At 66.4% G+C, this 24,345-nt stretch carries 27 protein-coding genes; 12 read left to right on the top strand and 15 right to left on the bottom strand.

The window, feature by feature from the left end:
- Positions 1 to 80: 80 nt before the first annotated feature.
- The 4 genes from G6N50_RS23815 to G6N50_RS23800 all read right to left on the bottom strand — a co-directional run bounded on the left by G6N50_RS23815 (position 81) and on the right by G6N50_RS23800 (position 3,303).
- Entirely contained in the window at positions 81 to 359 is a 279-nt protein-coding gene (locus G6N50_RS23815) for a hypothetical protein (protein ID WP_083095465.1), read from the bottom strand.
- A 63-nt stretch (positions 360 to 422) separates the two neighbouring features.
- Complete coding sequence (gene dmpG, locus G6N50_RS23810) at positions 423 to 1,481, bottom strand: 4-hydroxy-2-oxovalerate aldolase (protein ID WP_083095464.1); 1,059 nt, start codon at positions 1,479 to 1,481, stop codon at positions 423 to 425.
- Between the two features lie 51 nt (positions 1,482 to 1,532).
- Positions 1,533 to 2,465 carry an acetaldehyde dehydrogenase (acetylating) gene (locus G6N50_RS23805; RefSeq protein ID WP_083095463.1) on the bottom strand — a complete coding sequence of 311 codons (933 nt, stop codon included), beginning with the start codon at positions 2,463 to 2,465 and terminating at the stop codon, positions 1,533 to 1,535.
- 52 nt (positions 2,466 to 2,517) lie between these two features.
- A complete protein-coding gene (locus G6N50_RS23800) occupies positions 2,518 to 3,303 on the bottom strand; it encodes a 2-keto-4-pentenoate hydratase (protein WP_083095462.1) in 786 nt (261 codons plus the stop codon).
- 72 nt (positions 3,304 to 3,375) lie between these two features.
- On the opposite strand from G6N50_RS23800, the gene kstD reads away from it, so the two are divergent.
- On the top strand, positions 3,376 to 5,058 hold the full coding sequence (gene kstD, locus G6N50_RS23795; protein ID WP_083095511.1) for a 3-oxosteroid 1-dehydrogenase: 1,683 nt from the start codon (positions 3,376 to 3,378) through the stop codon (positions 5,056 to 5,058).
- Between the two features lies 1 nt (position 5,059).
- Positions 5,060 to 5,932, top strand: coding sequence for a MaoC family dehydratase (locus G6N50_RS23790; protein ID WP_083095461.1), 873 nt, complete (start codon positions 5,060 to 5,062; stop codon positions 5,930 to 5,932).
- A gap of 79 nt (positions 5,933 to 6,011) precedes the next feature.
- Here G6N50_RS23790 and G6N50_RS23785 read toward each other — a convergent pair whose 3' ends face one another.
- From G6N50_RS23785 to G6N50_RS23755, 7 genes are all read right to left on the bottom strand, one after another.
- On the bottom strand, positions 6,012 to 6,851 hold the full coding sequence (locus G6N50_RS23785; RefSeq protein ID WP_083095460.1) for a hypothetical protein: 840 nt from the start codon (positions 6,849 to 6,851) through the stop codon (positions 6,012 to 6,014).
- Between the two features lie 153 nt (positions 6,852 to 7,004).
- Entirely contained in the window at positions 7,005 to 8,174 is a 1,170-nt protein-coding gene (locus G6N50_RS23780; protein WP_067832772.1) for a lipid-transfer protein, read from the bottom strand.
- On the bottom strand, positions 8,174 to 8,575 hold the full coding sequence (locus G6N50_RS23775) for a MaoC family dehydratase (RefSeq protein ID WP_083095459.1): 402 nt from the start codon (positions 8,573 to 8,575) through the stop codon (positions 8,174 to 8,176). The genes G6N50_RS23780 and G6N50_RS23775 overlap by 1 nt, the downstream gene beginning before the upstream one ends.
- Positions 8,572 to 9,534, bottom strand: coding sequence for a bifunctional MaoC family dehydratase N-terminal/OB-fold nucleic acid binding domain-containing protein (locus tag G6N50_RS23770; protein WP_083095458.1), 963 nt, complete (start codon positions 9,532 to 9,534; stop codon positions 8,572 to 8,574). Before G6N50_RS23770 ends, G6N50_RS23775 begins: the two co-directional genes overlap by 4 nt.
- Positions 9,531 to 10,694 carry an acyl-CoA dehydrogenase FadE29 gene (fadE29, locus tag G6N50_RS23765; RefSeq protein WP_083095457.1) on the bottom strand — a complete coding sequence of 388 codons (1,164 nt, stop codon included), beginning with the start codon at positions 10,692 to 10,694 and terminating at the stop codon, positions 9,531 to 9,533. The genes G6N50_RS23770 and fadE29 overlap by 4 nt, the downstream gene beginning before the upstream one ends.
- Positions 10,685 to 11,728 (bottom strand): acyl-CoA dehydrogenase family protein, encoded by a 1,044-nt coding sequence (locus G6N50_RS23760; protein ID WP_083095456.1) that lies wholly within the window; start codon positions 11,726 to 11,728, stop codon positions 10,685 to 10,687. The genes fadE29 and G6N50_RS23760 overlap by 10 nt, the downstream gene beginning before the upstream one ends.
- On the bottom strand, positions 11,728 to 12,978 hold the full coding sequence (locus G6N50_RS23755; RefSeq protein WP_083095455.1) for a cytochrome P450: 1,251 nt from the start codon (positions 12,976 to 12,978) through the stop codon (positions 11,728 to 11,730). The genes G6N50_RS23760 and G6N50_RS23755 overlap by 1 nt, the downstream gene beginning before the upstream one ends.
- A gap of 121 nt (positions 12,979 to 13,099) precedes the next feature.
- Here G6N50_RS23755 and G6N50_RS23750 point away from each other — a divergent pair, with 121 nt between their 5' ends.
- The 3 genes from G6N50_RS23750 to G6N50_RS23740 are packed head-to-tail and all read left to right on the top strand — an operon-like array spanning position 13,100 to position 15,199.
- Positions 13,100 to 14,263, top strand: a complete 1,164-nt coding sequence (locus G6N50_RS23750) for a steroid 3-ketoacyl-CoA thiolase (protein WP_083095454.1) — start codon at positions 13,100 to 13,102, stop codon at positions 14,261 to 14,263.
- 24 nt (positions 14,264 to 14,287) lie between these two features.
- Complete coding sequence (locus tag G6N50_RS23745; protein WP_083095453.1) at positions 14,288 to 14,680, top strand: hypothetical protein; 393 nt, start codon at positions 14,288 to 14,290, stop codon at positions 14,678 to 14,680.
- Positions 14,681 to 14,740: 60 nt separating this feature from the next.
- The gene (locus G6N50_RS23740) at positions 14,741 to 15,199 is read left to right on the top strand and encodes a nitroreductase family deazaflavin-dependent oxidoreductase (protein WP_083095452.1); all 459 of its coding nucleotides are present in this window, start codon (positions 14,741 to 14,743) and stop codon (positions 15,197 to 15,199) included.
- 81 nt (positions 15,200 to 15,280) lie between these two features.
- Here the strand turns inward: G6N50_RS23740 and G6N50_RS23735 are convergent, their stop codons facing one another.
- Both G6N50_RS23735 and G6N50_RS23730 read right to left on the bottom strand, forming a co-directional pair.
- A complete protein-coding gene (locus G6N50_RS23735; RefSeq protein ID WP_083095451.1) occupies positions 15,281 to 16,186 on the bottom strand; it encodes an SDR family oxidoreductase in 906 nt (301 codons plus the stop codon).
- A gap of 14 nt (positions 16,187 to 16,200) precedes the next feature.
- Complete coding sequence (locus tag G6N50_RS23730) at positions 16,201 to 16,986, bottom strand: SDR family oxidoreductase (RefSeq protein WP_163650891.1); 786 nt, start codon at positions 16,984 to 16,986, stop codon at positions 16,201 to 16,203.
- Between the two features lie 69 nt (positions 16,987 to 17,055).
- Here G6N50_RS23730 and echA20 point away from each other — a divergent pair, with 69 nt between their 5' ends.
- From echA20 to G6N50_RS23695, 7 genes are all read left to right on the top strand, one after another.
- Complete coding sequence (echA20, locus tag G6N50_RS23725; protein ID WP_083095450.1) at positions 17,056 to 17,814, top strand: (7aS)-7a-methyl-1,5-dioxo-2,3,5,6,7,7a-hexahydro-1H-indene-carboxyl-CoA hydrolase; 759 nt, start codon at positions 17,056 to 17,058, stop codon at positions 17,812 to 17,814.
- Entirely contained in the window at positions 17,811 to 18,695 is an 885-nt protein-coding gene (gene ipdA / locus G6N50_RS23720) for a cholesterol ring-cleaving hydrolase subunit IpdA (RefSeq protein ID WP_083095449.1), read from the top strand. The genes echA20 and ipdA overlap by 4 nt, the downstream gene beginning before the upstream one ends.
- Positions 18,692 to 19,438 (top strand): cholesterol ring-cleaving hydrolase subunit IpdB, encoded by a 747-nt coding sequence (gene ipdB / locus G6N50_RS23715; RefSeq protein ID WP_083095448.1) that lies wholly within the window; start codon positions 18,692 to 18,694, stop codon positions 19,436 to 19,438. Before ipdA ends, ipdB begins: the two co-directional genes overlap by 4 nt.
- A 46-nt stretch (positions 19,439 to 19,484) precedes the next feature.
- A complete protein-coding gene (gene ipdC / locus G6N50_RS23710; RefSeq protein WP_083095447.1) occupies positions 19,485 to 20,570 on the top strand; it encodes a (3aS,4S,5R,7aS)-5-hydroxy-7a-methyl-1-oxo-octahydro-1H-indene-4-carboxyl-CoA dehydrogenase in 1,086 nt (361 codons plus the stop codon).
- Between the two features lie 42 nt (positions 20,571 to 20,612).
- Positions 20,613 to 21,023, top strand: coding sequence for a PNPOx family protein (locus tag G6N50_RS23705; protein ID WP_083095446.1), 411 nt, complete (start codon positions 20,613 to 20,615; stop codon positions 21,021 to 21,023).
- Positions 21,024 to 21,095: 72 nt separating this feature from the next.
- Positions 21,096 to 21,743: a SatD family protein gene (locus G6N50_RS23700; RefSeq protein WP_083095445.1), complete on the top strand. Its 648-nt coding sequence runs from the start codon at positions 21,096 to 21,098 to the stop codon at positions 21,741 to 21,743.
- Positions 21,740 to 22,480, top strand: coding sequence for a hypothetical protein (locus tag G6N50_RS23695; RefSeq protein WP_083095444.1), 741 nt, complete (start codon positions 21,740 to 21,742; stop codon positions 22,478 to 22,480). The genes G6N50_RS23700 and G6N50_RS23695 overlap by 4 nt, the downstream gene beginning before the upstream one ends.
- A gap of 13 nt (positions 22,481 to 22,493) precedes the next feature.
- Here the strand turns inward: G6N50_RS23695 and fadA6 are convergent, their stop codons facing one another.
- Both fadA6 and kstR2 read right to left on the bottom strand, forming a co-directional pair.
- Positions 22,494 to 23,654, bottom strand: coding sequence for a steroid 3-ketoacyl-CoA thiolase FadA6 (gene fadA6, locus G6N50_RS23690; protein WP_083095443.1), 1,161 nt, complete (start codon positions 23,652 to 23,654; stop codon positions 22,494 to 22,496).
- A 2-nt stretch (positions 23,655 to 23,656) separates the two neighbouring features.
- Positions 23,657 to 24,277 (bottom strand): TetR family transcriptional regulator KstR2, encoded by a 621-nt coding sequence (kstR2, locus tag G6N50_RS23685; protein WP_083095442.1) that lies wholly within the window; start codon positions 24,275 to 24,277, stop codon positions 23,657 to 23,659.
- Between the last annotated feature and the right edge of the window lie 68 nt (positions 24,278 to 24,345).

The raw sequence follows: 24,345 nt of genomic DNA, 5'->3' as shown, positions 1-24,345 counted from the left end.
GCTAGAACGTGTTCTACTTTTTCGTCAATGGCGAACATTCCCGCGCGTCGCCCGCGGCGTTCAAGGACGACGCCGACTCACTAGGGAGGGCACGCGTGGGAAAGGTCGATCAGGTGCTGGCGGACGTCGGGATGCCGATTGAGGTAGTCGATGACGTTGCCGTTACCGCCCTCCGCCTCCGACTTGGCCTGCAGTTGCTGGTGGAGGTCGGGATGCCGCTGCAGGTACGAGTCGATGGATGAACCCACGTCCTGATTGCACGGTTGGGCGTTAGCCACTGGCAGCGCAATCATGGTCGCAGCGGTAGCGGTTAGCAGCCCCCCGGCGAGCAGGCCGACTTTCTTCGATGTCGTGCTCATGCCACCTCAGCGTACTCGCGATAGCTATGCGGGACCTGTGCGGAGTGCCGCCAAAATCCCGGGCTATGTGGTAGCCGCGGCGCCGCTTTCTTGCTCGCGCTTGATCTCCAGCGCGATGTCGATCAGCTGGTCCTCTTGGCCGCCGATGAGTTTGCGCTGGCCGGCGCGGTGCAGCAGCTCATGCGGTGGGACGCCGTAGCGCTCACCCTGCCGGATGGCGTGCTTGAGGAAGCTCGAATAGACGCCGGAATAGCCCATGATCAGCGCGTTGCGGTCGAGCAGGCACTCGGCGGGCATGGCGGGGGCGACCACCTCTTCGGCGGCGTCGGCGATGTCGAAGAAGTCGATCCCGGTCTTCACGCCGATCTTGTCGAACACTCCGATCAGCGCCTCCACGGGCGCGTTGCCCGCCCCGGCGCCGAACCGGCGGCAGGAACCGTCGATCTGCTTGGCGCCGGCCCGGACGGCCTCGACGCTATTGGCCACGCCCAGCCCGAGGTTCTCGTGGCCATGAAAACCAACTTGAGCGTCCGACCCCAACTCGTCGACCAGCGCGGCGACCCGGTCGCGCACGCCTTCGAGGACCAGCGCTCCGGCCGAGTCGACCACATAGACACACTGGCAGCCGGCGTCGGCCATGATGCGGGCCTGGGCGGCCAGCTTCTCAGGCGGGATGGTGTGGCTCATCATCAGAAACCCGACGGTTTCCAGGCCGAGTTCGCGGGCCAGACCGAAGTGCTGGATCGACACGTCGGCCTCGGTGCAGTGGGTGGCGATCCGGCAGATCGACCCGCCGTTGTCCTGGGCCTCTTTGATGTCTTCCTTGGTGCCGACGCCGGGCAGCATCAAAAAGGCGATCTTGGCCTCTTTGGCCGTCTCGGCGGCCAGCTTGATCAGTTCCTGCTCGGGGGTCTTGGAGAACCCGTAGTTGAAGCTCGACCCACCCAGGCCGTCGCCGTGGGTGACCTCGATGACGGGCACACCCGCGGTGTCCAGGGCGGCCACGATGGCGCCGACCTCGTCCTTGGTGAACTGGTGACGCTTGTGGTGCGAGCCGTCCCGCAACGACGTGTCGGTCATCCGGACGTCCCAGATCGGGTTGAAGAAAATGTCACCGGTCATGGCGCCACTCCTCCTCATCGCTTCGCTTTGCATCGTCGACGGCGCGGGTGCTCATGATTGCGCTCCTCCGGCCGTCGCGCTCAAGGACTCCTTGGCGATCTCCTCGCCGACCTTGGTCGCCGCGGCGGTCATGATGTCCAGGTTGCCCGCATACGAGGGCAGGTAATCGCCGGCGCCCTCGACCTCGACGAACGTGGTGACCAGCGCCTGGCCCCCGGAGTTGATCGACGGGTCGTCGAACTGGGGCTCGTTGAGCAGCCGGTATCCCGGCACGTAGGTCTGCACCTCGGCCACCACGTCACGGATGGACTTGGCGATCGCATCCCGATCGGCGTCCTCGGGGATGGCGCAGAAGATGGTGTCGCGCATGATCATCGGCGGGTCGGCGGGGTTGAGGATGATGATCGCCTTGCCGCGCTTGGCGCCGCCGATGGTCTCCACACCCCTGCTGGTGGTCTTGGTGAACTCGTCGATGTTGGCCCGGGTGCCCGGCCCGGCCGACAGCGAGGCGACCGAGGCGACGATTTCGGCATACGGCACGCCCCCGAGGTCGGCGACCGCGCGCGACACCGCGTAGACGATCGGAATGGTCGCCTGCCCGCCGCAGGTGATCATGTTGACGTTCGGTGCGTCCAGGTGCTGGCGCAGGTTGGCCGGCGGGATCACCGCCGGACCCACGGCGGCCGGCGTCAGATCGATGGCCCTGATCCCGGCGGCCTCGTACTTGGGTGCGGCGTCGCGGTGCACGTAGGCGCTGGTCGCCTCGAACACCAGATCGGGCTTCTCGGACTGCGCCAACAGCCAGTCCACACCCTCGTGGGTGGTCTCCAAACCCAGCTTGCGGGCCCGGGCCAAGCCCTCGCTTTCCGGGTCGATGCCGACCATCCAGCGGGGTTCCAGCCAGTCCGATCGGAGCAACTTGTAGAGCAGGTCAGTGCTGATGTTCCCCGACCCGACAATGGCCACGGTCGCCTTAGTCGGCATGATGCTCCTTTTCGAAGCGTTCGAGATTTAAGTTAGACGATTTAATTCGAGCCTATTCGAACGATAACCGCACCGAACCGAGGCCCGCGAAGTCGGCCACGAAGTTGTCGCCGGGGTGTGCGTCGATCGCTCGCGTGCAGGACCCGGGCAGCACCACGTCGCCCTTGCGCAGCCGCACGCCGAAACCGTCCACCTTGCGGGCCAGCCAGGCCACCGCGGTGACCGGGTTACCCAGGACCGCGTCGGTACGGCCTTCGGCGACGACCTCACCGTTGCAGCGCAACACGGCGTCGATGCCCTTGATGTCGATCTCGCTCGGGGAAACACGGGCCTCACCGAGCACGAAGCCCGCCGACGAAGCGTTGTCGGCGATGGTGTCGCACAGTTCGATCTTCCAGTCGGTGATCCGGGTGTCGATCAGCTCAATGGACGGGACCAGTGCCTCGGTGGCCGCCAGCACGTCGTCCTCGGTGCAGCCGGCGCCCGGCAGGTCCGCGTTGAGGACGAAACCGACTTCCACCTCGACCCGCGGGTACAGATAGCGATTCGCCTTGACCGGGATGTTTTCGAACAGCTGCATCTCGTCGAGCAGATGTCCGTAGTCCGGCTCGTCGACGCCCATCATTTGCTGGATCGCCAACGACGACAGGCCGACCTTGTGGCCCAGCACCCGGGCCCCCTCCGCGACTCTCTGCCGGATATTGATCAGCTGAATCTCGTAGGCGTCGACGACGTCGATGTCCGGGTAGGCGGCGGTGAGCGGGGCGATCGGCTCGCCGCTTCGCTCGGCTTGCGCCAAGTCGGCAGCCAGCTCGTCGCGAGTAGCAACACTGAGCATTTTTCCAAGTCTCCTCGTACGGTCGACCGGGCCAGTAGCGGTCGCCCCGGGCAATTCTATAACGTGTTCTACATGTCAGCGCAGGAGTACGACGTCGTCGTGGTCGGGAGCGGCGGAGCCGGCATGGTCGCCGCCCTTACCGCCGCTCACCGGGGTCTTTCCACCATAGTCATCGAGAAGGCCCCGCATTTCGGCGGCTCGACAGCGCGGTCGGGCGGCGGCGTTTGGATCCCAAATAACGAAGTGCTCAAGCGTGACGGGGTCCGCGATACCGCCGAGGCCGCCCGCACCTATCTGCACGGGATCGTCGGCAGCGTCGTCGAGCCGGAACGCATCGACACCTACCTCGAGCGCGGACCCGAAATGCTGTCCTTCGTGCTGAAGCACACACCGTTGAAGATGTGCTGGGTACCGAAGTACTCCGACTACTACCCTGAGTCGCCGGGCGGGCGCGCCGAGGGCCGATCGATCGAACCGAAACCGTTCAACGCCCGCAAGCTCGGTGCCGACGAATCGGGCCTGGAGCCGGCGTACGGCAAGGTTCCGCTGAACGTCGTGGTGATGCAACAGGATTACGTGCGGCTGAATCAGCTGAAGCGCCACCCCCGCGGTGTGCTGCGCAGCCTGAAGGTCGGTGCCCGCACCATGTGGGCCAAGGCGACCGGCAAGAACCTGGTCGGCATGGGCCGGGCGCTGATCGGGCCGCTGCGGATCGGGTTGCAGCAGGCCGGGGTTCCGGTGGTGCTCAACACCGCGCTCACCGACCTCTACGTCGAAGACGGCGTGGTGCGCGGTGTCTACGTGCGTGGCGCCGACGACGCCGAATCGGGTGAGCCCCGGCTGATCCGGGCCCGGCGCGGCGTGATCCTGGCCTCGGGTGGGTTCGAGCACAACGAACAGATGCGGGTGAAGTACCAGCGCGCGCCGATCACCACCGAGTGGACCGTCGGCGCGGTGGCCAACACCGGCGACGGAATTCTGGCGGGCGAAAAGCTCGGCGCCGCACTGGATATCATGGAAGACGCCTGGTGGGGGCCGACCGTTCCGCTGGTGGGTGCACCGTGGTTCGCGTTGTCCGAGCGCAACTCGCCGGGGTCGATCATCGTCAACATGTCGGGCAAGCGGTTCATGAACGAATCTATGCCCTATGTCGAAGCGTGCCATCACATGTACGGGGGCGAATACGGCCAGGGGCCGGGACCCGGCGAGAACATTCCCGCCTGGCTGGTGTTCGACCAGCAGTACAGGGACCGCTACATCTTCGCGGGATTGCAGCCCGGACAACGCATTCCGCGTAAGTGGTTGGAGTCCGGCGTCATCATCCAGGCCGACACACTGGCGGAACTGGCGCAGAAAGCCGGCCTTCCGGTAGACGAATTCAACGCGACCGTGGAACGTTTCAACGGATTCGCACGCTCAGGCATCGACGCCGACTTCCAGCGCGGCGAGAGCGCCTACGACAAGTACTACGGTGACCCGACCAACAAGCCGAACCCCAACCTCGGCGAGATCAGTCACGCGCCGTATTACGCGGCCAAGATGGTGCCCGGCGACCTGGGCACCAAGGGCGGCATCCGCACCGACGTGCACGCCAGGGCGCTGCGCGATGACGGCAGTATCATCGAAGGCCTTTACGCCGCGGGCAATGTCAGCGCTCCGGTGATGGGCCACACGTACCCCGGCCCGGGTGGCACCATCGGTCCGGCCATGACGTTCGGCTACCTGGCGGCGTTGCACATCGCGGAGGAGTGCTGAGATGCCAATCGACGTAGACGTTGCGCTGAACGCTGAGCTGGATCCCATCGAATTCTCCTGGGCCAGCAGCGATGTTCAGCTCTACCATCTCGGCCTGGGCGCGGGCGCCGATCCGATGGACCCGCGTGAACTGCGCTACCTGATTGATGACACCCCGCAGGTGCTGCCGACGTTCGGCAACGTGGCCGCCACCTTCCACGCCACCAAACCGCCGACCGTGAAGTTTCCCGGCATCGACATCGAACTGGGCAGGGTGCTGCACGCCAGCGAGCGAGTCGAGGCGCCAGCTCCGCTCCCGCCGTCCGGCTCGGCCAAGGCCGTCACCCGGTTCACCGACATCTGGGACAAGGGCAAGGCTGCGGTCATCTGGAGCGAGACGACGGTGACCGCACCTGACGGCACACTGTTGTGGACCCAGCGCCGGTCGATCTTCGCCCGCGGCGAGGGCGGATTCGGCGGCGAGCGTGGCCCGTCGACCTCGGACGGCGCGCCGGACCGGGCCCCCGATCTCGAGGTCGACATGCCCATCCTCCCGCAGCAGGCATTGCTCTACCGGCTGTGCGGCGACCGCAACCCGCTGCACTCCGATCCCGAATTCGCTGCCGCCGCAGGCTTTTCACAGCCCATCCTGCACGGGCTGTGCACCTACGGCATGACCTGCAAGGCGATCACCGATGCGCTACTTGACGGCGACGCCGGCGCGGTGGCGGCCTACGGCGCGCGTTTCGCCGGGGTGGCCTTCCCCGGCGAGACGCTCAAGGTCCGCATCTGGAAGGACTCGACGTCTTCTGAAGGCCGCTTCCTGGCCAGCGTTGTCGCGCCCTCGCGCGACAACGCCGTCGTGCTCTCCGGCGTCGAACTGGTGCCCGCGTAGGTCGTTTCGCCTCCCGCCTTACTTCAGCAGGGCGAGCGTGAAGCTAACTTCACGTTCGAGGTCGAGCGTGAAACTAACTTCACGTTCGGCGGGCGAGGGCAGCGCGGACTCGCCGGACAATGTCGGCAGGCCGATCCGCTGCGACGACGCGGATCACGATCCAGCCCTTGTGCTGCAAACTCTCCAATCGCCGGATATCCCAAGCGAATTGGGACCGATCGCTGCGGTGCTGATCTCCGTCGTACTCCACTGCGACCTTGACGTCCTCCCAGCCCATGTCCAGATAGGCAATCGCCTGGCCGAATTCATTGCGGACCGGGATTTGCGTCTGCGGCCGCGGTAGTCCAGCCTCCACCAGAACCAGCCGTAACCACGTCTCCTTCGGGGACTGCGCTCCTGCGTCAAACAGAATGAGCGCCCGGCGTGCGCGTGCGATGCCGCGCCGTCCTGAGTAGCGCTGAGCAAACAGCTCTACATCAGCAGCCTTGAATTCCGCCGCACGAGCCAACGAGTCGATAGCGGCGACCGCGCTCGTGGTTGGGTACCAGCAACCGAGATCGAGCACTGTCCTGGCCGGCGTAGTCACCGGAACACCGGTAACGATGGTGATCTCGTCTTCCTCTATGGAGTCCCCGCGCGTATGAATACCCGGCAATCGGTGGCGGTTCGCATGGATCAATTCGACCGTCGTCGTGCCGTCTACCCACTTACAACCGTGCAAGGCGGCAGCAGACAGACCGGCGACAACTCCTCGCCGCTTTGCCCAAAGCCATCCCGCTTTCGCGCGCAATGCGGCAGTTACTTCTACATCCCGATTGACATAGACATCCCGGAACAGCCTGGTGTAGCGGGTAGCTAGCTGACTTCTGGTCAGCGTTCCATCAGCAATGGCTTCGCTACCAAGGAACGGCTCAGCCATCGCCGCAGCGTCGCATGCCATGCAGCTGACGTCACTTCACCCGGCGAGCGTGAAACTAACTTCACGCTCGACCGCGAACGTGAAACTAACTTCACGCTCGGCGGTCGAGGGTGGAGACCGAGAAGGCCGCGAGGGCCGCCCGCCAGCCGAGGGTTAGCCCAGGATGAGGCCCGATGTGGGAACGCCCGTGCCCGCGGTGACCAGGACGTGCTCGACGTCCGGCACCGGGTTCACCGACGTGCCCCGCAGTTGCCGCACGCCCTCGGCGATGCCGTTCATGCCGTGAATGTAGGCCTCACCGAGCTGACCGCCATGCGTGTTGATCGGCAGCCGGCCGCCGATTTCAATGGCGCCATCGGCGATGAAGTCCTTCGCCTCGCCCTTGCCGCAGAATCCCAACTCTTCCAACTGAATCAGTGTGAAGGGGGTGAAGTGGTCGTAGAGCACGGCGGTCTGGATGTCGGTCGGCTTCAGACCGGATTGCTGCCACAGCTGCCGGCCCACCACGCCCATCTCGGGCAGGCCGAGCTCGGGCCGGTAGTAGCTGACCATCGTGTACTGGTCGGGGCTGGAGCCCTGCGCCGCCGCCTCGATGATCGCCGGTCGCTGCTTGAGGTCCTTCGCGCGCTCCGGCGACGTCACCACGATCGCGACAGCTCCGTCGGTCTCCTGGCAGCAGTCCAGCAGCCGCAACGGCTCGGCGATCCACCGCGAATTCTGGTGGTCCTCAATGGTTATCGGCTTCTCGTAGAAATACGCCTTCGGGTTCTTGGCCGCATGCTTGCGGTCGGCCACCGAGATCGCACCGAAGTCGCGGCTGGTCGCACCGGACAGATGCATGTAGCGCTGGGCGATCATCGCGACCTGGGCGGCCGGGGTCGACAACCCATGCGGATACGAGAAGGAGTTGTCGGCCGCTGTCGAATCCGCTTGCACCCCGGCGTTTCCCACCAGCCGGGTCTGGACCTGACCGAACCGCATGCCCGAGCGCTCGTTGAACGCCCGGTACGCGACGACGACGTCGGCCACCCCGGTGGCCACCGCGATCGCCGCCTGCTGTACGGTCGCGCACGCGGCGCCACCGCCGTACCCGATCTGCGAAAAGAACTTCAGGTCACCGATGCCGGCCGCGCGCGCGACGGCGGTCTCGTTGTTGGTGTCCATCGTAAAGGTGGTCAGGCCGTCGACATCCGACGGTGAAAGACCCGCGTCGTCCAACGCATCCAGAACCGCCTCGGCCGCCAGACGCAGCTCGCTGCGGCCCGAGTCCTTGGAGAAGTCGGTGGCACCGATACCGACGATCGCGGCCTTACCCGACAACATCAGGCACCCCCGATCGTCAGCGTCACGTTCGCGATGACGTGGTCGCCAAGGCTGTTGCGGCCGAACACCTTCAGCGTGACCAGGCCGTCATCAACAGCAGTTACCTCACCGGAGAACGTGACGGTGTCGTAGGCGTACCACGGCACGCCAAGCCGCAGCCCGATCGATTTGATCAGCGCCGTCGGGCCCGCCCAATCGGTGACGTAGCGCTGCACCAAGCCGGTGTCGGTGAGGATGTTGACGAAGATGTCTTTGGAACCCTTGGCCTGGGCCAGGTCCCGGTCGTGGTGCACGTCCTGAAAGTCCCTGGTGGCCAGGGCCGTTGAGATGATGAACGTCGGCGTACCGTGCAGCTTGAGCTCGGGCAGGGTGGTGCCCACTTCGACAACGGGTGCGCTCATGCTTGATCTCCCAGAGGCTCCCAGGCGTAGAGGCTCCATTCCGGGCCGGACTCGCCGGCCGGGAAGTCGATATAGGTTGCGCGCACCGGCATTCCGATCTTGATCTCGGCGTGGTCGACGTTGCGCAGCTCACCGAGCATCCGAACGCCCTCTTCCAGTTCGATCAGTGCGATCACGAACGGCAGCGTGCGTCCGGGCACCTTCGGCGCGTGGTGCACCACGTAGCTGAACACCGTGCCGCGACCACTGGCCACCGCGTAGTCGATGGGCTCGGCCTTGTCCTGCCACACCGCCGGCACCGGCGGATGCCGCAGGGTGCCATCGGCAAGACGCTGGATGCGTAGCTCGTGCGCCTTGACGCCCTCCCAGAAAAAGGCGGTGTCGCGCGACACCGCCGGGCGCATCATGGCGTCGGCGTCCAGGTCCTGCGGGACGGAGCCGACGGCGCCGGAATCCTCGCGGGGCCTGAATTTCAGGATGCGCCAGGCCATCTCGGCGACATCCTCGTCACCGACCCGCCAGGTGATGTGCTGGTTGATGAACCAGCCCTCACCGAGTCCAGTCTGCTTGGGGCCGACCACGTCGCGCATCTCGGAGTAGACGGTGACCTGCTCGCCAGGACGCAGGTACCGGTGGTAGGTCTGTTCGCAGTTGGTCGCGACCACCCCGATGTAACCGGCCTCGTCGAACAGCTGCATGATCGGGCCCATGGGGTCGTCGGTCGGGCGTTCCCCGCCCAGGCCGAACATCGTCCACACCTGAATCATGGCCGGCGGCGCAACAATCCCCGGGTGTCCCGCCGCGCGAGCGGCGACCTCGTCGACGTAGATCGGATTGCGGTCGCCGAGCGCCTCGACCCAGTTGTTGATCGTCGGCTGGTTCACGGGATCCCGGGCATCGCGCGGCGCAGCGACAACGGTGGCGGTGATCTCCGCGACCGCTTCCTTGATATCGGTCATCGAGGCACCCTCGGCACCTTGAGGCCGGCCGCCGCGATCATCTCGCGCATGACTTCGTTGACACCGCCACCGAAGGTGATGACGAGGTTGCGCTTGGTTTGGGAGTCCAGCCAGTTGAGCAGGTCGGAGGTATCCGAGTCGGCGGGGTTGCCGTACTTGCCGACGATCTCCTCGGCCAGTCGGCCGATGTACTGGATGCGCTCCGTGCCAAAGACTTTCGTCGACGCGGCGTCGGCGACGTTGATCTCCTCGCCCGCGGCGGCCACCTGCCAGTTCAGCAGCTCGTTGATCCGCCACATCGCATGGATCTCACCGAGCGCCCGCCTGACGTCCTGGTGGTCGATCGGCGTGACGCCGTCGCTGCCCGGCTTGGACGCCCAGGCGTGCACCCGGTCGTAGATGCCGGCGGTGCGGCCCGCGGGGCCCAGCATGACCCGCTCGTTGTTGAGCTGGGTGGTGATCAGCCGCCACCCGCCGTTCTCCTCGCCGACCAGCATGTCGGTGGGGACCCGCACGTCGTTGTAGTACGTGGCGTTGGTGTGGTGGGCGCCGTCGGACAGGATGATCGGTGTCCAGGAGTAGCCGGGATCCTTGGTGTCGACGATCAGGATCGAAATGCCCTTGTGCTTCACGGCTTCCGGGTCGGTGCGGCAGGCCAGCCAGATGTAGTCCGCGTCATGGGCACCGGTGGTGAAGATCTTCTGACCGTTGACGATGTACTCGTCGCCCTGACGAACGGCGGTGGTCCGCAGGGACGCCAGGTCGGTTCCCGCCTCGGGCTCGGTGTAGCCGATCGCGAAGTGCACCTCCCCGGCCAGGATCGCCGGCAGGAACTTCTCCTTCTGCGCCTCGCTGCCGAACTGCTGCAGGACCGGGCCGACCGTCTGCAACGTGACCGCGGGCAGCGGCACATCGGCCCGGTGCGCCTCGTTGACGAAGATCGACTGCTCGATCGGGCCGAAGCCCAATCCGCCGAACTCCTTTGGCCATCCGACGCCGAGCTTGCCGTCCTGACCCATCCGCCGGATCACCGCGCGGTAGGCCGCGTTGTGCCGGTCCTGCTCCATCGCCTTCATCTCGTCGGACGAGATCAGGTTCGAAAAGTATTCCCGCAGTTCCGCTTGCAGCTGCCGCTGCTCCGGAGTCAGGTCTATGAACATTGCGCTCCCACCAGGTCGCGGCCTCCGAGGAGGTCAAGGCGCAGTGAAGAACCGCCCAGCAGCCGGGACAGGTCCTTGATCGTGGAGTAGTACCGGTGCATCGGATAGGTGATGTCCATCCCCATCCCGCCGTGCAGGTGATGGCAGATCTGCATCACCGGCGGCGCCTGCGAGGTGATCCAGTAGCCGAGGACGTCCAGGTCGTCTTGTACTTGAGGGGCGGATCCGCCCCTCTCCGACAGCCCCCAGACGACCGACTTGGCCACCAAATTGATGGTGCGCGAGGCGATGTAGACCTCGGCGAGCTGGGCGGCCACGGTCTGGAACGTCGACAGCGGCTTGCCGAACTGCTTGCGGTTGGCCACGTAGTCGGCGGTCAGACGCAGCGCCCCGGCCACCAGCCCGTCGGCGTAGGCGCCGATGGCGGCCAGCACCAGCTGGTTGACCCGGGGTGCCCCGGCGCCCGCCAAAACGTCCGTGTCTTCGATCATGACGTCGGCGAACGTGACCGTGTACTCCTCGGAGTCGTTCGAGGTCGGGGTCCGGACCACCCCGACCCCGGTTGCCTTCGGCGACACCACGACGACCGCGCTGTCGGCGGTGACGATCATCCAGTCCGCCGACGCGGCATACGCCACACCGACTTTGGTGCCCGACAACTTGCCGTTGGCGAACGTGGTGGCGGGCCGGTCGGGCAGCGCCGTACCGGGCTCGTTGAGCGCCGCGGTCAGCACACCGCCCTTGGGGACGGCCGCCAGATACCGGTCCTGTTGTTCCTCGGAGGCCAGGTCCAGCAGCGGCACCACACCGAAACCCAGTGTGGCCAGGGCCGGTGTGATGGCGCCGTGGCGACCGATCTCGGTCAGCACAGTGGCGACCTCGGGCAGACCCACGCCGTCGCCGCCGAGACGTTCGGGCACTGGCAGCGCCGTCACGCCGCCGTTGACCAAAGCGTCCCAGCTCAATTCGCGCTCGGAGACCGACGTCACCACATCGGCGACGGCCTGTTGCGTCGCGGTGAGATCGAAGTCCATCAGGACGTCACCGCGGGCTTCCCGGCGTAATCGACCTGCCAATGCTTGATGCCGTTGAGCCAGCCCGACCGCAACCGCTCGGGCTCACCGATCGGCCTGAGATCGGGCATGTGGTCGGCGACCGCGTTGAAGATCAGGTTGATCGTCATGCGGGCCAGGTTCGCACCGATGCAGTAGTGGGCCCCGGTGCCGCCGAATCCGACGTGCGGGTTCGGGTCACGCAGGATGTTGAAGCTGTGCGGGTCGTCGAAGACCTCTTCGTCGAAGTTGGCCGACCGGTACGACATGACTACCCGCTGACCCTTCTTGATCTGCACGCCGCCCAGCTCGGTGTCCTCGTTGGCGGTGCGCTGGAAGGCCGAGACCGGGGTGGCCCACCGGATGATCTCGTCGGCCGTGGTCACCGGGCGCTCCTTCTTGAAGAGCTCCCACTGATCGGGGTTGTTCGCCATCGCGATCATGCCGTGGGTAATCGAGTTACGTGTCGTCTCGTTGCCCGCCACGGCCAGCATGACCACGAAGAAGCCGAACTCGTCGTCGGAGAGCTTCTCCCCGTCGATGTCGGCCTGGATAAGCGTGGTGACGATGTCGTCGGTGGGGTTCTTGTTGCGCTCGGCCGCCATCGCCATGGCGTAGGTGATGAGCTCCATCGACGACTGCGCGGGATCGACGTGGGCGTACTCGGGGTCGGTGCCGCCGGTCATCTCGTTCGACCAGCGGAACAGCTTGTCGCGATCCTCCTGGGGAACGCCCAGCAGACCCGCGATGGCTTGCAGCGGCAGCTCGCACGAGACCTGCTCGACGAAGTCGCCGCTGCCCTCCTTCGCGGCGGTCTCGGCGATGTTCTGGGCACGCTGGGCCAGTTCGGCTTCCAGGCGTCCGATGGCCCGCGGCGTGAACCCGCGGGAGATGATCTTGCGCAGCCGGGTGTGGTGCGGCGCGTCCATGTTGAGCATGACGCTGCGCTGCAGCTCGACCTGCTCGCGCTTCATCTCCGGCGGCCAGGTGGGGATGGCGCCGTTCATCCAGCTCGAGAAGATGTCGCTGCGCTTCGACACCTCCTTGACGTCGGCGTGCTTGGTGACGATCCAGTATCCGTGGTCCTCGAAACCACCCGCGCCATTCGGAATGTCGACCCAGTGGATCGGCTCTGCCTTACGCAGCTGGGCGAGTTCCTCGACCGGCAACCCTGCGAGGTTGACGTCGGGGTCGAGAAAGTCGAAGTCAGCGGGAATGTTGGGGGGTGCCATGTGTGTGCGCTCCTCAATTGCAACGTGTTCTAGTGCCAGTAAAACACGGCTCCTGCGCAGATAAAAGGCAGGTCACCATCCTCGCTTGTCAGACTAATGAAACGTGTTCTAGCCTGACGGAATGGGTAACCCTGTCATCGTTGAAGCCACTCGTAGCCCAATCGGCAAGCGGAACGGATGGCTATCCGGCCTGCACGCTACCGAGCTGTTGGGCGCGGTCCAGAAGGCGCTGGTCGAGAAGGCCGGCATCGACGCCGGCGACGTCGAACAAGTGATCGGCGGCTGCGTGACACAGTTCGGCGAGCAGTCCAACAACATCAGCCGGGTCAGTTGGCTCGTCGCCGGGCTGCCGGAACACGTCGGCGCGATGACCGTGGACTGCCAGTGCGGCAGCGGGCAGCAGGCCAACGGCCTGGTCGCCGGTCTGATCGCCGCGGGTGCCATCGACATCGGCATCGCGTGCGGAATCGAGGCCATGAGCCGCGTCGGGCTCGGCGCCAACGCCGGTCCCGACCGCACCGTCCTGCGGCCCGCGTCGTGGGACATCGATCTGCCCGACCAGTTCACCGCGGCCGAGCGGATCGCCAAGCGGCGCGGCATCACCCGTGAAGACATCGACGAGTTCGGCCTGGCGTCCCAGACCAAGGCCAAGCAGGCCTGGGAAGAAGGCCGCTTCGACCGCGAGATCTCCCCCATCGAGGCGCCGGCGCTCGACGAGAACAAGCAACCGACGTCCGAGCGCGTCACCATCAGCCGTGACCAGGGCCTGCGCGAAACCACGCTGTCGGGCCTGTCCGCGCTGAAGCCGGTCCTCGAGGGCGGAATCCACACGGCGGGAACGTCATCGCAGATCTCCGACGGCGCCGCGGCCGTGCTGTGGATGGACGAGGACAAGGCCAAGGCGCTCGGCCTGAAGCCACGCGCCCGCATCGTCAGCCAGGCGCTGGTCGGGGCCGAACCGTACTACCACCTGGACGGACCGGTGCAGTCGACGGCGAAGGTGCTGGAGAAGGCCGGGATGAAGATGGGCGACATCGACATCACCGAAATCAACGAGGCATTCGCGTCGGTGGTGCTGTCGTGGGCACGGGTGCATGACCCGGACATGGCCAAGGTCAATGTCAATGGCGGGGCCATCGCGCTGGGCCACCCGGTCGGCAGCACCGGCAGTCGGCTGATCACCACCGCGCTGCACGAGCTGGAGCGCTCCGACCAGACCACCGCGCTGATCACGATGTGCGCTGGCGGCGCCCTGTCGACCGGCACCATCATCGAGCGCATCTAGCGCTCGGTCGTTGTCAGCCTTCCGGTGGGCGTCTCCGACGAAAGCCGCATCGCTGCGGCGCAGTCCTACATCGACGCGTTAGTCAACCATGACGGTGACGCCGTTCCATTCGCTGCCGGCTGCACCCGCGTCGAGCAGGGAATCAAGAACGGTTTCTCCGGAAATCACCTGCGGCGCAGCCTCAATCGCGGGCTGCAGTACCGGTTGCTAGTGGGCACGACGCCACCGCACTACCGCATCGACGGCGACCGGGTGCGCGCGGTGTACACCGTGCTGACCAAGGCGGCTTTCGGCGGCCGGCGACTCGCGGCGCACGTCAACGAGACCTTCGTGATTCCGGCCGAAAGCGCAAGCGGGAAAGCCGAAATCCACCACATCACGGTTCGCTTCCATCCTTTTATTCAGCGGCGCCGGTAACGACGCAGCCCGCAAAGCGGGCTGCGGAGGAGCCGGCCAGGTCGAGCACAGAGGAGCATCATGCCCAAACCGAAGCCACGATCACTGAATGCCCCCTGGGTCGGCTTCATCATCAAATGGATGGCCAAAGGCAACACGTGGATCTATAAGCGCAGCAACGGAAAATTCGGTGGCACCTTCCAGAAGGCCCCCGTTGCGCTGCTCACGACCACGGGCCGCAAGACCGGCGAACCGCGGGTGAGCCCGCTGCTCTATCTGCGCGAAGGAAACCGGGTGATCCTGGTCGCCTCCAAAGGTGGCAGCGACAAAAACCCGCTGTGGTACCTCAACCTCAAGGCCAATCCCAAAGTCTCCGTCCAGATCAAGGACGAGGTGCTGCAGCTGCAGGCCCGCGATGCCACCGAGGCGGAACGCGCCGAGTACTGGCCGAAGTTGGACGCCATGTATCCCTCGTTCGGCGACTACCGGGCCTGGACCGATCGGGTCATCCCCGTTGTCATCTGCGACCCCTTGGCCTAAACCGGCAGCCGTGCCGAGCGTGCACGCACTGCGCGAAATCGACGAAAACTTCGCGCTGAGTGCACGATCGACCCACGCAGTCTAGGCGCCGTAGACCGGGACCGGCCGGCGCGCCTTGGCGAGCAGATCGGCGACAACGCGCCCCAGTTCGGCGGGATCCCACCTCGCGCCCTTGTCGATCTCCGGCCCGTGCGCCCAGCCCTCGGCGACGCGAATCTTGCCGCCCTCGACCTCGAACACCTTGCCGGTGACGTCGCGTGATTCGGCGCTGCCCAGCCAAACCACCAGCGGGGAAATGTTTTCCGGGGCCATGGCGTCGAAATCCTGGTCCTGCGTCGCCATCATCTCGGCGAACACGGTCTCGGTCATCCGGGTGCGCGCCGAGGGCGCGATGGCATTGACGGTGACGCCGTAGCGCCCCATCTCGGCGGCGCCGACCAAGGTCAGCGCCGCGATGCCGGCCTTGGCGGCGCTGTAGTTGCCCTGCCCGACGCTGCCCTGCAGCCCGGCACCCGAACTCGTGTTAATGATCCGGGCGTCAACGGTTTTGCCCTCTTTGGACAGCCCGCGCCAGTACGACGCGGCGTGGCGCATCGTGGCGAAGTGCCCCTTGAGGTGCACGGCGATGACGGCGTCGAACTCCTCTTCGCTGGTGTTGGCCATCATCCGGTCGCGCACGATGCCGGCGTTGTTCACCAAAACGTCCAGCCCGCCGAAGTTTTCGACAGCGGTCTGGATCAGACTCGCCGCCTGGTCCCAATCCGCGATGTTGGATCCGTCGGCGACGGCTTCGCCACCGGCTGCGGTGATTTCGTCGACGACGCTCTGGGCGGCGCTGCCGCCGCCGGCCGGTGAGCCGTCCAGGCCCACCCCGATGTCGTTGACCACCACGCGCGCACCCTCTTCGGCGAAGGCCAGCGCGTGCGCGCGACCGATCCCGCCGCCCGCTCCGGTGACGATGACGACGCGGCCGTCAACCACTCCCATAGTCCTTGTCTCCTCTACTTGATCGCGCTGGCGTTCGTGGTGGCCAGATAGTGCGGCGGCTCGCCGCCGCCGTGCACCTCTAACGAGGCTCCGCTGATGTAGGACGCCACGTCGGACGCCAGAAATGCTGCGGCCCACCCGATGTCCTCAGGCTTGGCCAGCCGCCCGAGCGGCACATTCTTCGAGATCGCGGCGATGGAGTCGGCGTCGCCGTAGAACAGCTCGGACTGCTCGGTTTCCACCATGCCGACCACGCAGGCGTTCACCCGGACCTTCGGACCCCACTCCACCGCCAGCGTCTGCGTGAGGCTTTCCAGGCCCGCCTTGGCGGCCCCGTAGGCGCCGGTGCCCGGGCTCGGCCGCCGGCCGCTGAGACTGCAGATGTTGATGATCGACCCACCCCGCTGCTGGCTTTGCATGTGAGTGTTCGCGTGTTGCGAAACCGACAGCGCGCCAATCAGATTGAGTTCGATGATCTTGCGGTTGAACTTGGCGCTGGACTCTGCGGTCAGCACGTAGGGCGATCCCCCGGCGTTGTTGACGACGACGTCGAGCCGCCCGTGCCGGTCCACAATGGTGCCGATCAAGCCCTTGACGGCGTCGTCGTCGCGGACATCGCAGGAGTGGAATTCATAGGGCAGGCCCTCGACCTCGCGTCGCGCGCAGGTGACGACGATGGCGCCCTGCTCGGCGAAAACGGAGCTGATGCCGGCCCCCACACCGCGGACACCGCCGGTGACGAGAACCACCCGCCCGGCCAGCCCCAAGTTGATGGCGTCGGATGCTTCGGCGCGAGTCACTGTGCTAGCGTACCAAGCAAGTGCTTGCTTAGGTAGTTACCCCCCAAGCCCACACAAGGAAGTGGCACCTTGCCCATCACATCCACAATCACCGAACCGGGCATCGTCGCGGTTACCGTCGACTTCCCGCCCGTCAACGCCATCCCGTCGCACGGCTGGTTCGAACTGGCCGACACCATCACCGCGGCCGGCCACGATCCCGAGACCCACGTGGTGATCCTGCGCGCCGAGGGCCGCGGCTTCAACGCCGGGGTCGACATCAAGGAGATGCAGCGCACCGAGGGATTCACCGCGCTGATCGATGCCAACCGCGGCTGCTTCGCCGCGTTCCGCGCGGTCTACGAGTGCGCGGTGCCCGTCGTCGCCGCTGTGAACGGGTTCTGCGTCGGCGGCGGCATCGGGCTGGTCGGTAACTCCGACGTCATCGTGGCCTCCGACGACGCCACCTTCCGGCTGCCGGAGGTGGAACGCGGCGCCCTCGGCGCGGCGACGCACCTGTCGCGACTCGTTCCGCAGCACCTGATGCGGCGGCTGTTCTTCACCGCGGCCACCGTGGACGCCGCCACCCTGCATCACTTCGGTTCGGTGCACGAGGTGGTGCCGCGTGACGAGCTGGACGAGGCCGCGCTGCGCGTCGCGCGCGACATCGCCGTCAAGGACACCCGCGTCATCCGGGCGGCCAAAGAGGCGCTTAACCTGATCGACGTGCAACGCGTCAACTCGAGTTATCGCATGGAGCAAGGGTTTACGTTCGAGCTCAATCTGGCCGGGGTCGCCGACGAGCACCGCGACGCGTTCGCCGGCACGACGAAGGGCGAGAAGTCTTGAGCGACAAGAGAACCACCTTGGACGAGGCCGTGGCGCAGTTGCGCAGCGGCATGACGATCGGCATCGGCGGCTGGGGATCGCGGCGCAAACCCATGGCGTTCGTGCGCGCCCTGCTGCGCACCGACATCACCGACCTGACGGTGGTCACCTACGGCGGACCGGATCTGGGGCTGCTGTGCTCGGCCGGCAAGGTCAAGCGCGTCTACTACGGCTTCGTCTCGCTGGACTCGCCGCCCTTCTACGACCCCTGGTTCGCCAAGGCCCGCACCAGCGGCGCCATCGAGGCTCGGGAGATGGACGAGGGCATGCTGCGGTGTGGCCTGCAGGCCGCCGCGCAACGCCTGCCGTTCCTGCCGATCCGGGCCGGGCTGGGCAGTTCGGTCCCGGACTTCTGGGAGGGCGAGCTGCAGACGGTGACCAGCCCGTATCCGGCACCCGGGGGCGGGCACGAGACGCTGATCGCGATGCCGGCGCTGCGTCTAGACGCCGCGTTCGCACACCTCAATCTCGGTGACGCGCAAGGCAATGCGGCCTACACCGGGATCGACCCCTACTTCGACGACCTGTTTCTGATGGCCGCCGACAAGCGCTTCCTGTCGCTGGAGCGCATCGTCTCCACCGAGGAGTTGGTCAAGGCCGTCCCCCCGCAGGCGCTGCTGGTGAACCGGATGATGGTCGACTCCGTGGTGGAGGCTCCGGGAGGCGCCCACTTCACCACTGCCGCACCGGATTACGGCCGTGATGAGAAGTTCCAACGGCATTACGCCGAGGCCGCCTCGACCGAAGACGGGTGGCAGCAGTTCGTCGCGACCTACCTGTCGGGCACCGAGGACGACTACCAGGCCGCGGTTCACGCGTTCGCAGAGGAGGCCGCCAAGTGAGCAGCACCCGCGCCGAAGTGTGCGCAGTCGCCTGCGCCGAACTGTTTCGGGATGCGGGCGAGATCATGGTCAGCCCGATGACGAACATGGCGTCGGTCGGTGCGCGACTGGCGCGGTTGACCTTCTCGCCGGACATCCTGCTGACCGACGGCGAGGCGCAGCTGCTGGCCGACACCCCGGCCCTGGGCAAGACCGGGCACGTCGAGGGCTGGATGCCGTTCGGGCGGGTCTTCGAAACGCTGACCTGGGGGCGGCGGCACGTGGTGATGGGCGCCAATCAGGTTGACCGCTTTGGCAATCAGAACATCTCGGCATTCGGTCCGCTGCAGCACCCGACCAGGCAGATGTTCGGCCTGCGGGGCGCGCCGGGCAACGCGATCAACCACGCCACCAGCTACTGGGTGGGCAACCATTCCAAGCGGGTGTTCTGCGAGAAGGTCGACATCGTCTGCGGAATCGGCTGGGACAACGTGGACCCCGACAATCCGGCGTTCCGCTTCGCCAACACCTACCGGGTCGTCTCCAACCTCGGAGTGTTCGACTTCGGCGGGCCCGAGCGCACCATGCGTGCGGTGTCCCTGCATCCCGGGGTGTCGCCCGACGACGTCCGCGAGGCCACGTCGTTCGAGGTGCACGGCGTGGACGAGGCCGGCGAGACAAGGCTGCCGACCGACGAAGAGCTCCGGGTCATCCGCGAGGTGATCGACCCGAAGTCCCTGCGCGACCGAGAGATACGTTCATGATCATTCCGCCTCCTCATCGCTTCGCTCTGCATCGTCGGCGGTGGCTATGAAGTTGCGCACGCCGCTGACCGAGCTGGTCGGTGTCGAGCACCCGGTGGTGCAGACCGGGATGGGATGGGTGGCCGGCGCCCGGCTGGTCGCCGCCACGGCCAACGCGGGCGGGCTGGGCATCCTGGCTTCGGCCACCATGACGCTCGACGAGCTGGCGACGGCCATCAGCAAAGTCAAGGCCGCCACCGACAAGCCGTTCGGGGTGAATATCCGCGCCGACGCCGCCGACGCCGGCGACCGCGTCGACCTGATGATCCGCGAGGGCGTGAAGGTGGCGTCGTTCGCGCTGGCGCCCAAGCAGGAGCTGATCGCCCGGCTGAAAGAGGCAGGCGCCGTGGTGATTCCGTCGATCGGTGCGGCCAAGCACGCACGCAAGGTCGCGGCCTGGGGCGCCGACGCGATGATCGTGCAGGGCGGCGAGGGCGGCGGCCATACCGGCCCGGTCGCCACGACCCTGCTGCTGCCGTCGGTGCTGGACGCCGTGCGGGGCACCGGAATACCGGTGATCGCGGCGGGGGGATTCTTCGACGGGCGCGGGCTCGCGGCCGCGCTGAGCTACGGCGCCGCCGGCGTGGCGATGGGCACGCGCTTCCTGCTCACCTCGGATTCGACCGTGCCCGACGCGGTCAAGCGGCGCTACCTGGAGGCGGCGCTGGACGGCACCGTCGTCACGACGCGTGTCGACGGCATGCCCCACCGGGTGCTGCGCACCGGCCTGGTCGAGAAGCTCGAGGGCGGTTCGCCGGTACGGGGTCTGACCGCGGCCGTGCGCAATGCCGCCAAGTTCAAGCACATGTCGCAGATGACCTGGCGGTCGATGATCAGCGACGGCCTGGCGATGCGCCACGGCAAGGAGCTGACCTGGTCGCAGGTGGTGATGGCGGCCAACACCCCGATGTTGTTGAAGGCGGGGCTGGTTGACGGCAACACCGACGCCGGGGTGCTCGCCTCGGGCCAGGTGGCGGGCATCCTCGAGGACCTGCCGTCGTGCGCCGAGCTGATCGACTCGATCGTGCGCGACGCGATAGCTCACTTGAAGGCCGCGACGGCACTGATCGAAGAACCGTCAGCGGTGGACTAACGGCCCTGGCGGTGGCCGGCAGCGCGGCGTCACCCTGAATGGATGATGAAGCTGGCTCCGGGATCTTGGCCCACTCCGCTGTTGAACGCGGTTCGCACTTCCAACAGATATCTGCTCAACCCGCTGATGTTGCGGCTGGCCGGCCGCAAGAACTGGTATGCGGCGGCGATCCAGCACACCGGGCGGCGGTCGGGCAAGCAGTACAGCACACCGGTCGTGGCCGAGCGGATCGCTGACGGCTTCCTGGTACCACTGCCCTACGGCGCCGGCGTCGATTGGCTGCGGAACGTCCTTGCTGCGGGGCGAGCGGTCATCCGGTCCGAGGGCGAAGACTACGACGTGGTGCAGCCCGAGATCGTCGATTCCGGGTCCGCCCTGCCGTTGCTGTCGGCTCGACGGCGACGCACATTCGAGCGGGTCGGCATCGAGCAGTACCTCAAGGTCAAGGTCTGACCGACAAGTCTCCCACCCGCGCCACATTAAGCTATTTGCTGAATTAGGCAAGAATGAAGCTATAATCTTCATATGGCTAAGGTGAAGCCCCCGTCTTCACTGCGTGCGACCGTGATCGGGGACGTGGTGGGCTCCCGGCGCGTCGGCGATCGGCCGGCACTGCATCGACACGTCGCCGCCGCCCTGCGCCAGATCGCCGAGGGTGCGATCGACCCCCCGGCGTTCACCGTCGGCGACGAGTTTCAGGGCAGTTATCCGACCGTGGGCGCCGCGATCGATGCCGCCCTGTCGCTGCGGCTTGCCGTCGGCACCGAAGTCGATGTCCGGTTCGGCATCGGCTGGGGCGCCGTCACCATCCTCGATGCCGACGCGGGAATCCAGGACGGGCCGGGCTGGTGGAGCGCGCGAGAGGCCATCCAGCACACCGCCGAGGCGCAGCGGCAGCCCGGCTTCACGCTGGTACGCACGACGTTCCGGGCGGACGCCGGCACACGCAGCGACGCCGCCGCGGTCAACGCGGCCCTGATCTGTCGGGACCATCTGCTTGGATCGCTCGATGAGAGATCGTTGCGCATCGTGAGGGGGTTGATGACGGGCCGGACCAAAAAGGAGCTAGCCGCCGACGAGGGCATCAGCCCGTCGGCGGTGTCGCAGCGCGCGAGCCGTGATGGACTGGATCTGATCGTGCTTGCCGGCCAATATCTTCGGAGTCTGCCGTGAGCGCCATCGCCGTGTTGCTCATCGCACTCGGAGTCACCGACCTCTTCCGGCGCGCGATCCGCGCGTTCTGGCCGCCACTGTTGATCGGACCCGTCGTGGTGCTGACGTGTGCGGGGCTGGGCGCCTTGTGGCGCGCCGGCGACATCCCGCTGCTGGTGCTGGTGGCCGCGGCGGTAGTCGCCTGGGAATGGCTGTGCGCGTGCAGCGAGCGCAGCGGCAGTCGGCAAGCCGCACCGTTGGCCGTCTTCGCCTCCGCGCTGGCGCTGCTGGCGGTGTCGTCCGGCTGGTCCTCGCCGGCCGGTGGCATCGTCGCGCGGTGGTCGGCCTGGGTTCACCTGCCGCTCAGCCACGTCGCGCCGACCCGGTTGCTGATGCTCGTCGGTGTGGTCCTTGTCCAGTTCGCGACCGCAAATCAGTTGGTGCGCTTGGTGCTTGGCTCCGTGGGCGCGGTGCGCCCGGCCGGCGAGCCACAGCCGTCGGACCGGCTCAAGGGCGGCAGGCTGCTCGGACCGATGGAACGCCTGCTGATCCTGAGCCTGGGCGTCGGCGGACAGGTGGCCGCGGCCAGCGCCGTCGTCGCCGCCAAGGGCATCATCCGGTTTCCGGAATTGAACGCTCAAACGAACCGCAACGGCGACGTCGGCATCGACGAGGTGACCGAGTACTTCCTAGTCGGCAGCTTCACCAGCTGGCTGATCGCCCTGGGCGGCATCGGTCTGGTTGTGGTGACCCGCTAAGCGGCGCAACGGGTTACAGCCGCTCGATGATCGTGACGTTGGCGGTGCCGCCGCCTTCGCACATCGTCTGCAGACCGTAGCGGCCGCCGATGCGCTCCAGCTCGTTGAGCATGGTGGTGAACAGCTTGGCGCCGGTGGCACCCAGCGGATGGCCTAGCGCGATCGCGCCACCGTTGGGGTTGACCTTCTCCGGGTCCGCCTTGACTTCCTTGAGCCAGGCCAACACCACCGGCGCGAAAGCCTCGTTGATCTCAACGGTGTCGATGTCGTCGATGGACAGCCCGGTCTTGTCCAGCGCGTAGCGGGTCGCCGGGATGGGACCGGTCAGCATGAAGACCGGGTCGGCGGCGCGCGCGCTGATGTGATGGATGCGGGCCCGCGGCGTCAGATTGTGCTCCTTGACAGCCTTTTCGGACGCGAGCAGCACGGCACTGGCGCCGTCGGAAATCTGGCTGGCCATGGCCGCCGTCAGCCGGCCACCCTCGACCAGCGGCTTGAGCCCGGCCATCTTCTCCAGCGACGACTCGCGCGGTCCCTCGTCAACCCGGAACGGCCCGGATTCCGTTTCGACGGTGATGATCTCGTTGTCGAAATGGCCACTCCGGATGGCCGCGAACGCGCGCTCGTGACTGGTCAGCGCGTAGCGCTCCATCTCTTCGCGCGACAGGTTCCACTTCTCGGCGATCAGCTCCGAACCGCGGAACTGCGAGATCTCCTGGTCGCCGTAGCGGTGCAGCCACTGCTTGGATTCGTTGGTCGGAGAGGTGAATCCGAATTGCTCGCCCACCGTCATGGCCGACGAGATCGGGATCTGGCTCATGTTCTGCACGCCGCCGGCGACGATCAGATCGGCCGTGCCGGACAAGACCGCTTGGGCGCCAAAGGAAATGGCCTGCTGGCTGGAACCGCACTGCCGGTCGACGGTCACGCCGGGAACCTCTTCGGGATAACCGGCGGCCAGCCACGAGAGCCGGGCGATGTTCCCCGCCTGCGCGCCGATGGCGTCGACACATCCCGCGATCACGTCGTCAACGGCGGCGGGATCGACGTCGACCCGGTCGAGCAGTCCGCGCCAACCCAGGGCGCCCAGATCGACCGGATGAATTCCGGACAGCGATCCGCCGCGCTTGCCGACCGCGGTACGCACAGCGTCGATGACGTACGCCTCAGGCATTTTCAGACTCCTTCTTCAATCTTTTTTGATTCCGCAGTAATCCCGCCAAGAACGATGGCGAGGTATTGCTGACCGACTTGCTCGGCGGTGAGCGGCCCGCCCGGCTGATACCAGCGCACCGACACCCACGTGGTGTCCCGGATGAAGCGGTAGATCAGATCGACATCGAGGTCGGGCCGGAAGCAGCCCTCCTCGACGCCCTGATTGAGCAACTCGAGCCACATCTTGCGCTGTTGCCGGTTCATGTCCTCGATGTAGGAGAACCGGGGCTGGGACAACAGCCGTTGGGCTTCGTCCTGGTAGATGACGACCTGCGCGTGCCGGTGCTCGATCGCCTCGAACGACGCCATGAACAGTCCCTTGAGCCGCTCCAGCGGGTTGGCCTCGCTGTCCACGATCTCGCGGTAGCGCGCGAACAACCAGTCCAGGAAACTGCGCAACAGCTCGTCGACCATCTCCTCTTTGGAGGAGAAGTGGTGATACAGGCTGCCGGACAGGATGCCGGCGCTGTCGGCGATATCGCGGACCGTGGTGGCGCGCAATCCGCGCTCGGCGAACATGGTCGCGGCAAGCTCCAGTAGCTCGTCTCGCCGGCTGTTGGCCTGACCGGGCACTCGGTCCACCCGAACAGAGTATCAACCAAGCGCTTGCTTGGCCACCGAGGTGTTGTTTCCCGTGCCCGGCGCGCCGA

The sequence above is a fragment of the Mycobacterium mantenii genome, from assembly GCF_010731775.1.
Taxonomy (GTDB): Bacteria; Actinomycetota; Actinomycetes; order Mycobacteriales; family Mycobacteriaceae; genus Mycobacterium; species Mycobacterium mantenii.
The sequence above is the reverse complement of the archived record's forward strand: the minus strand, read 5'-3'. Positions and strand labels throughout refer to the sequence as shown.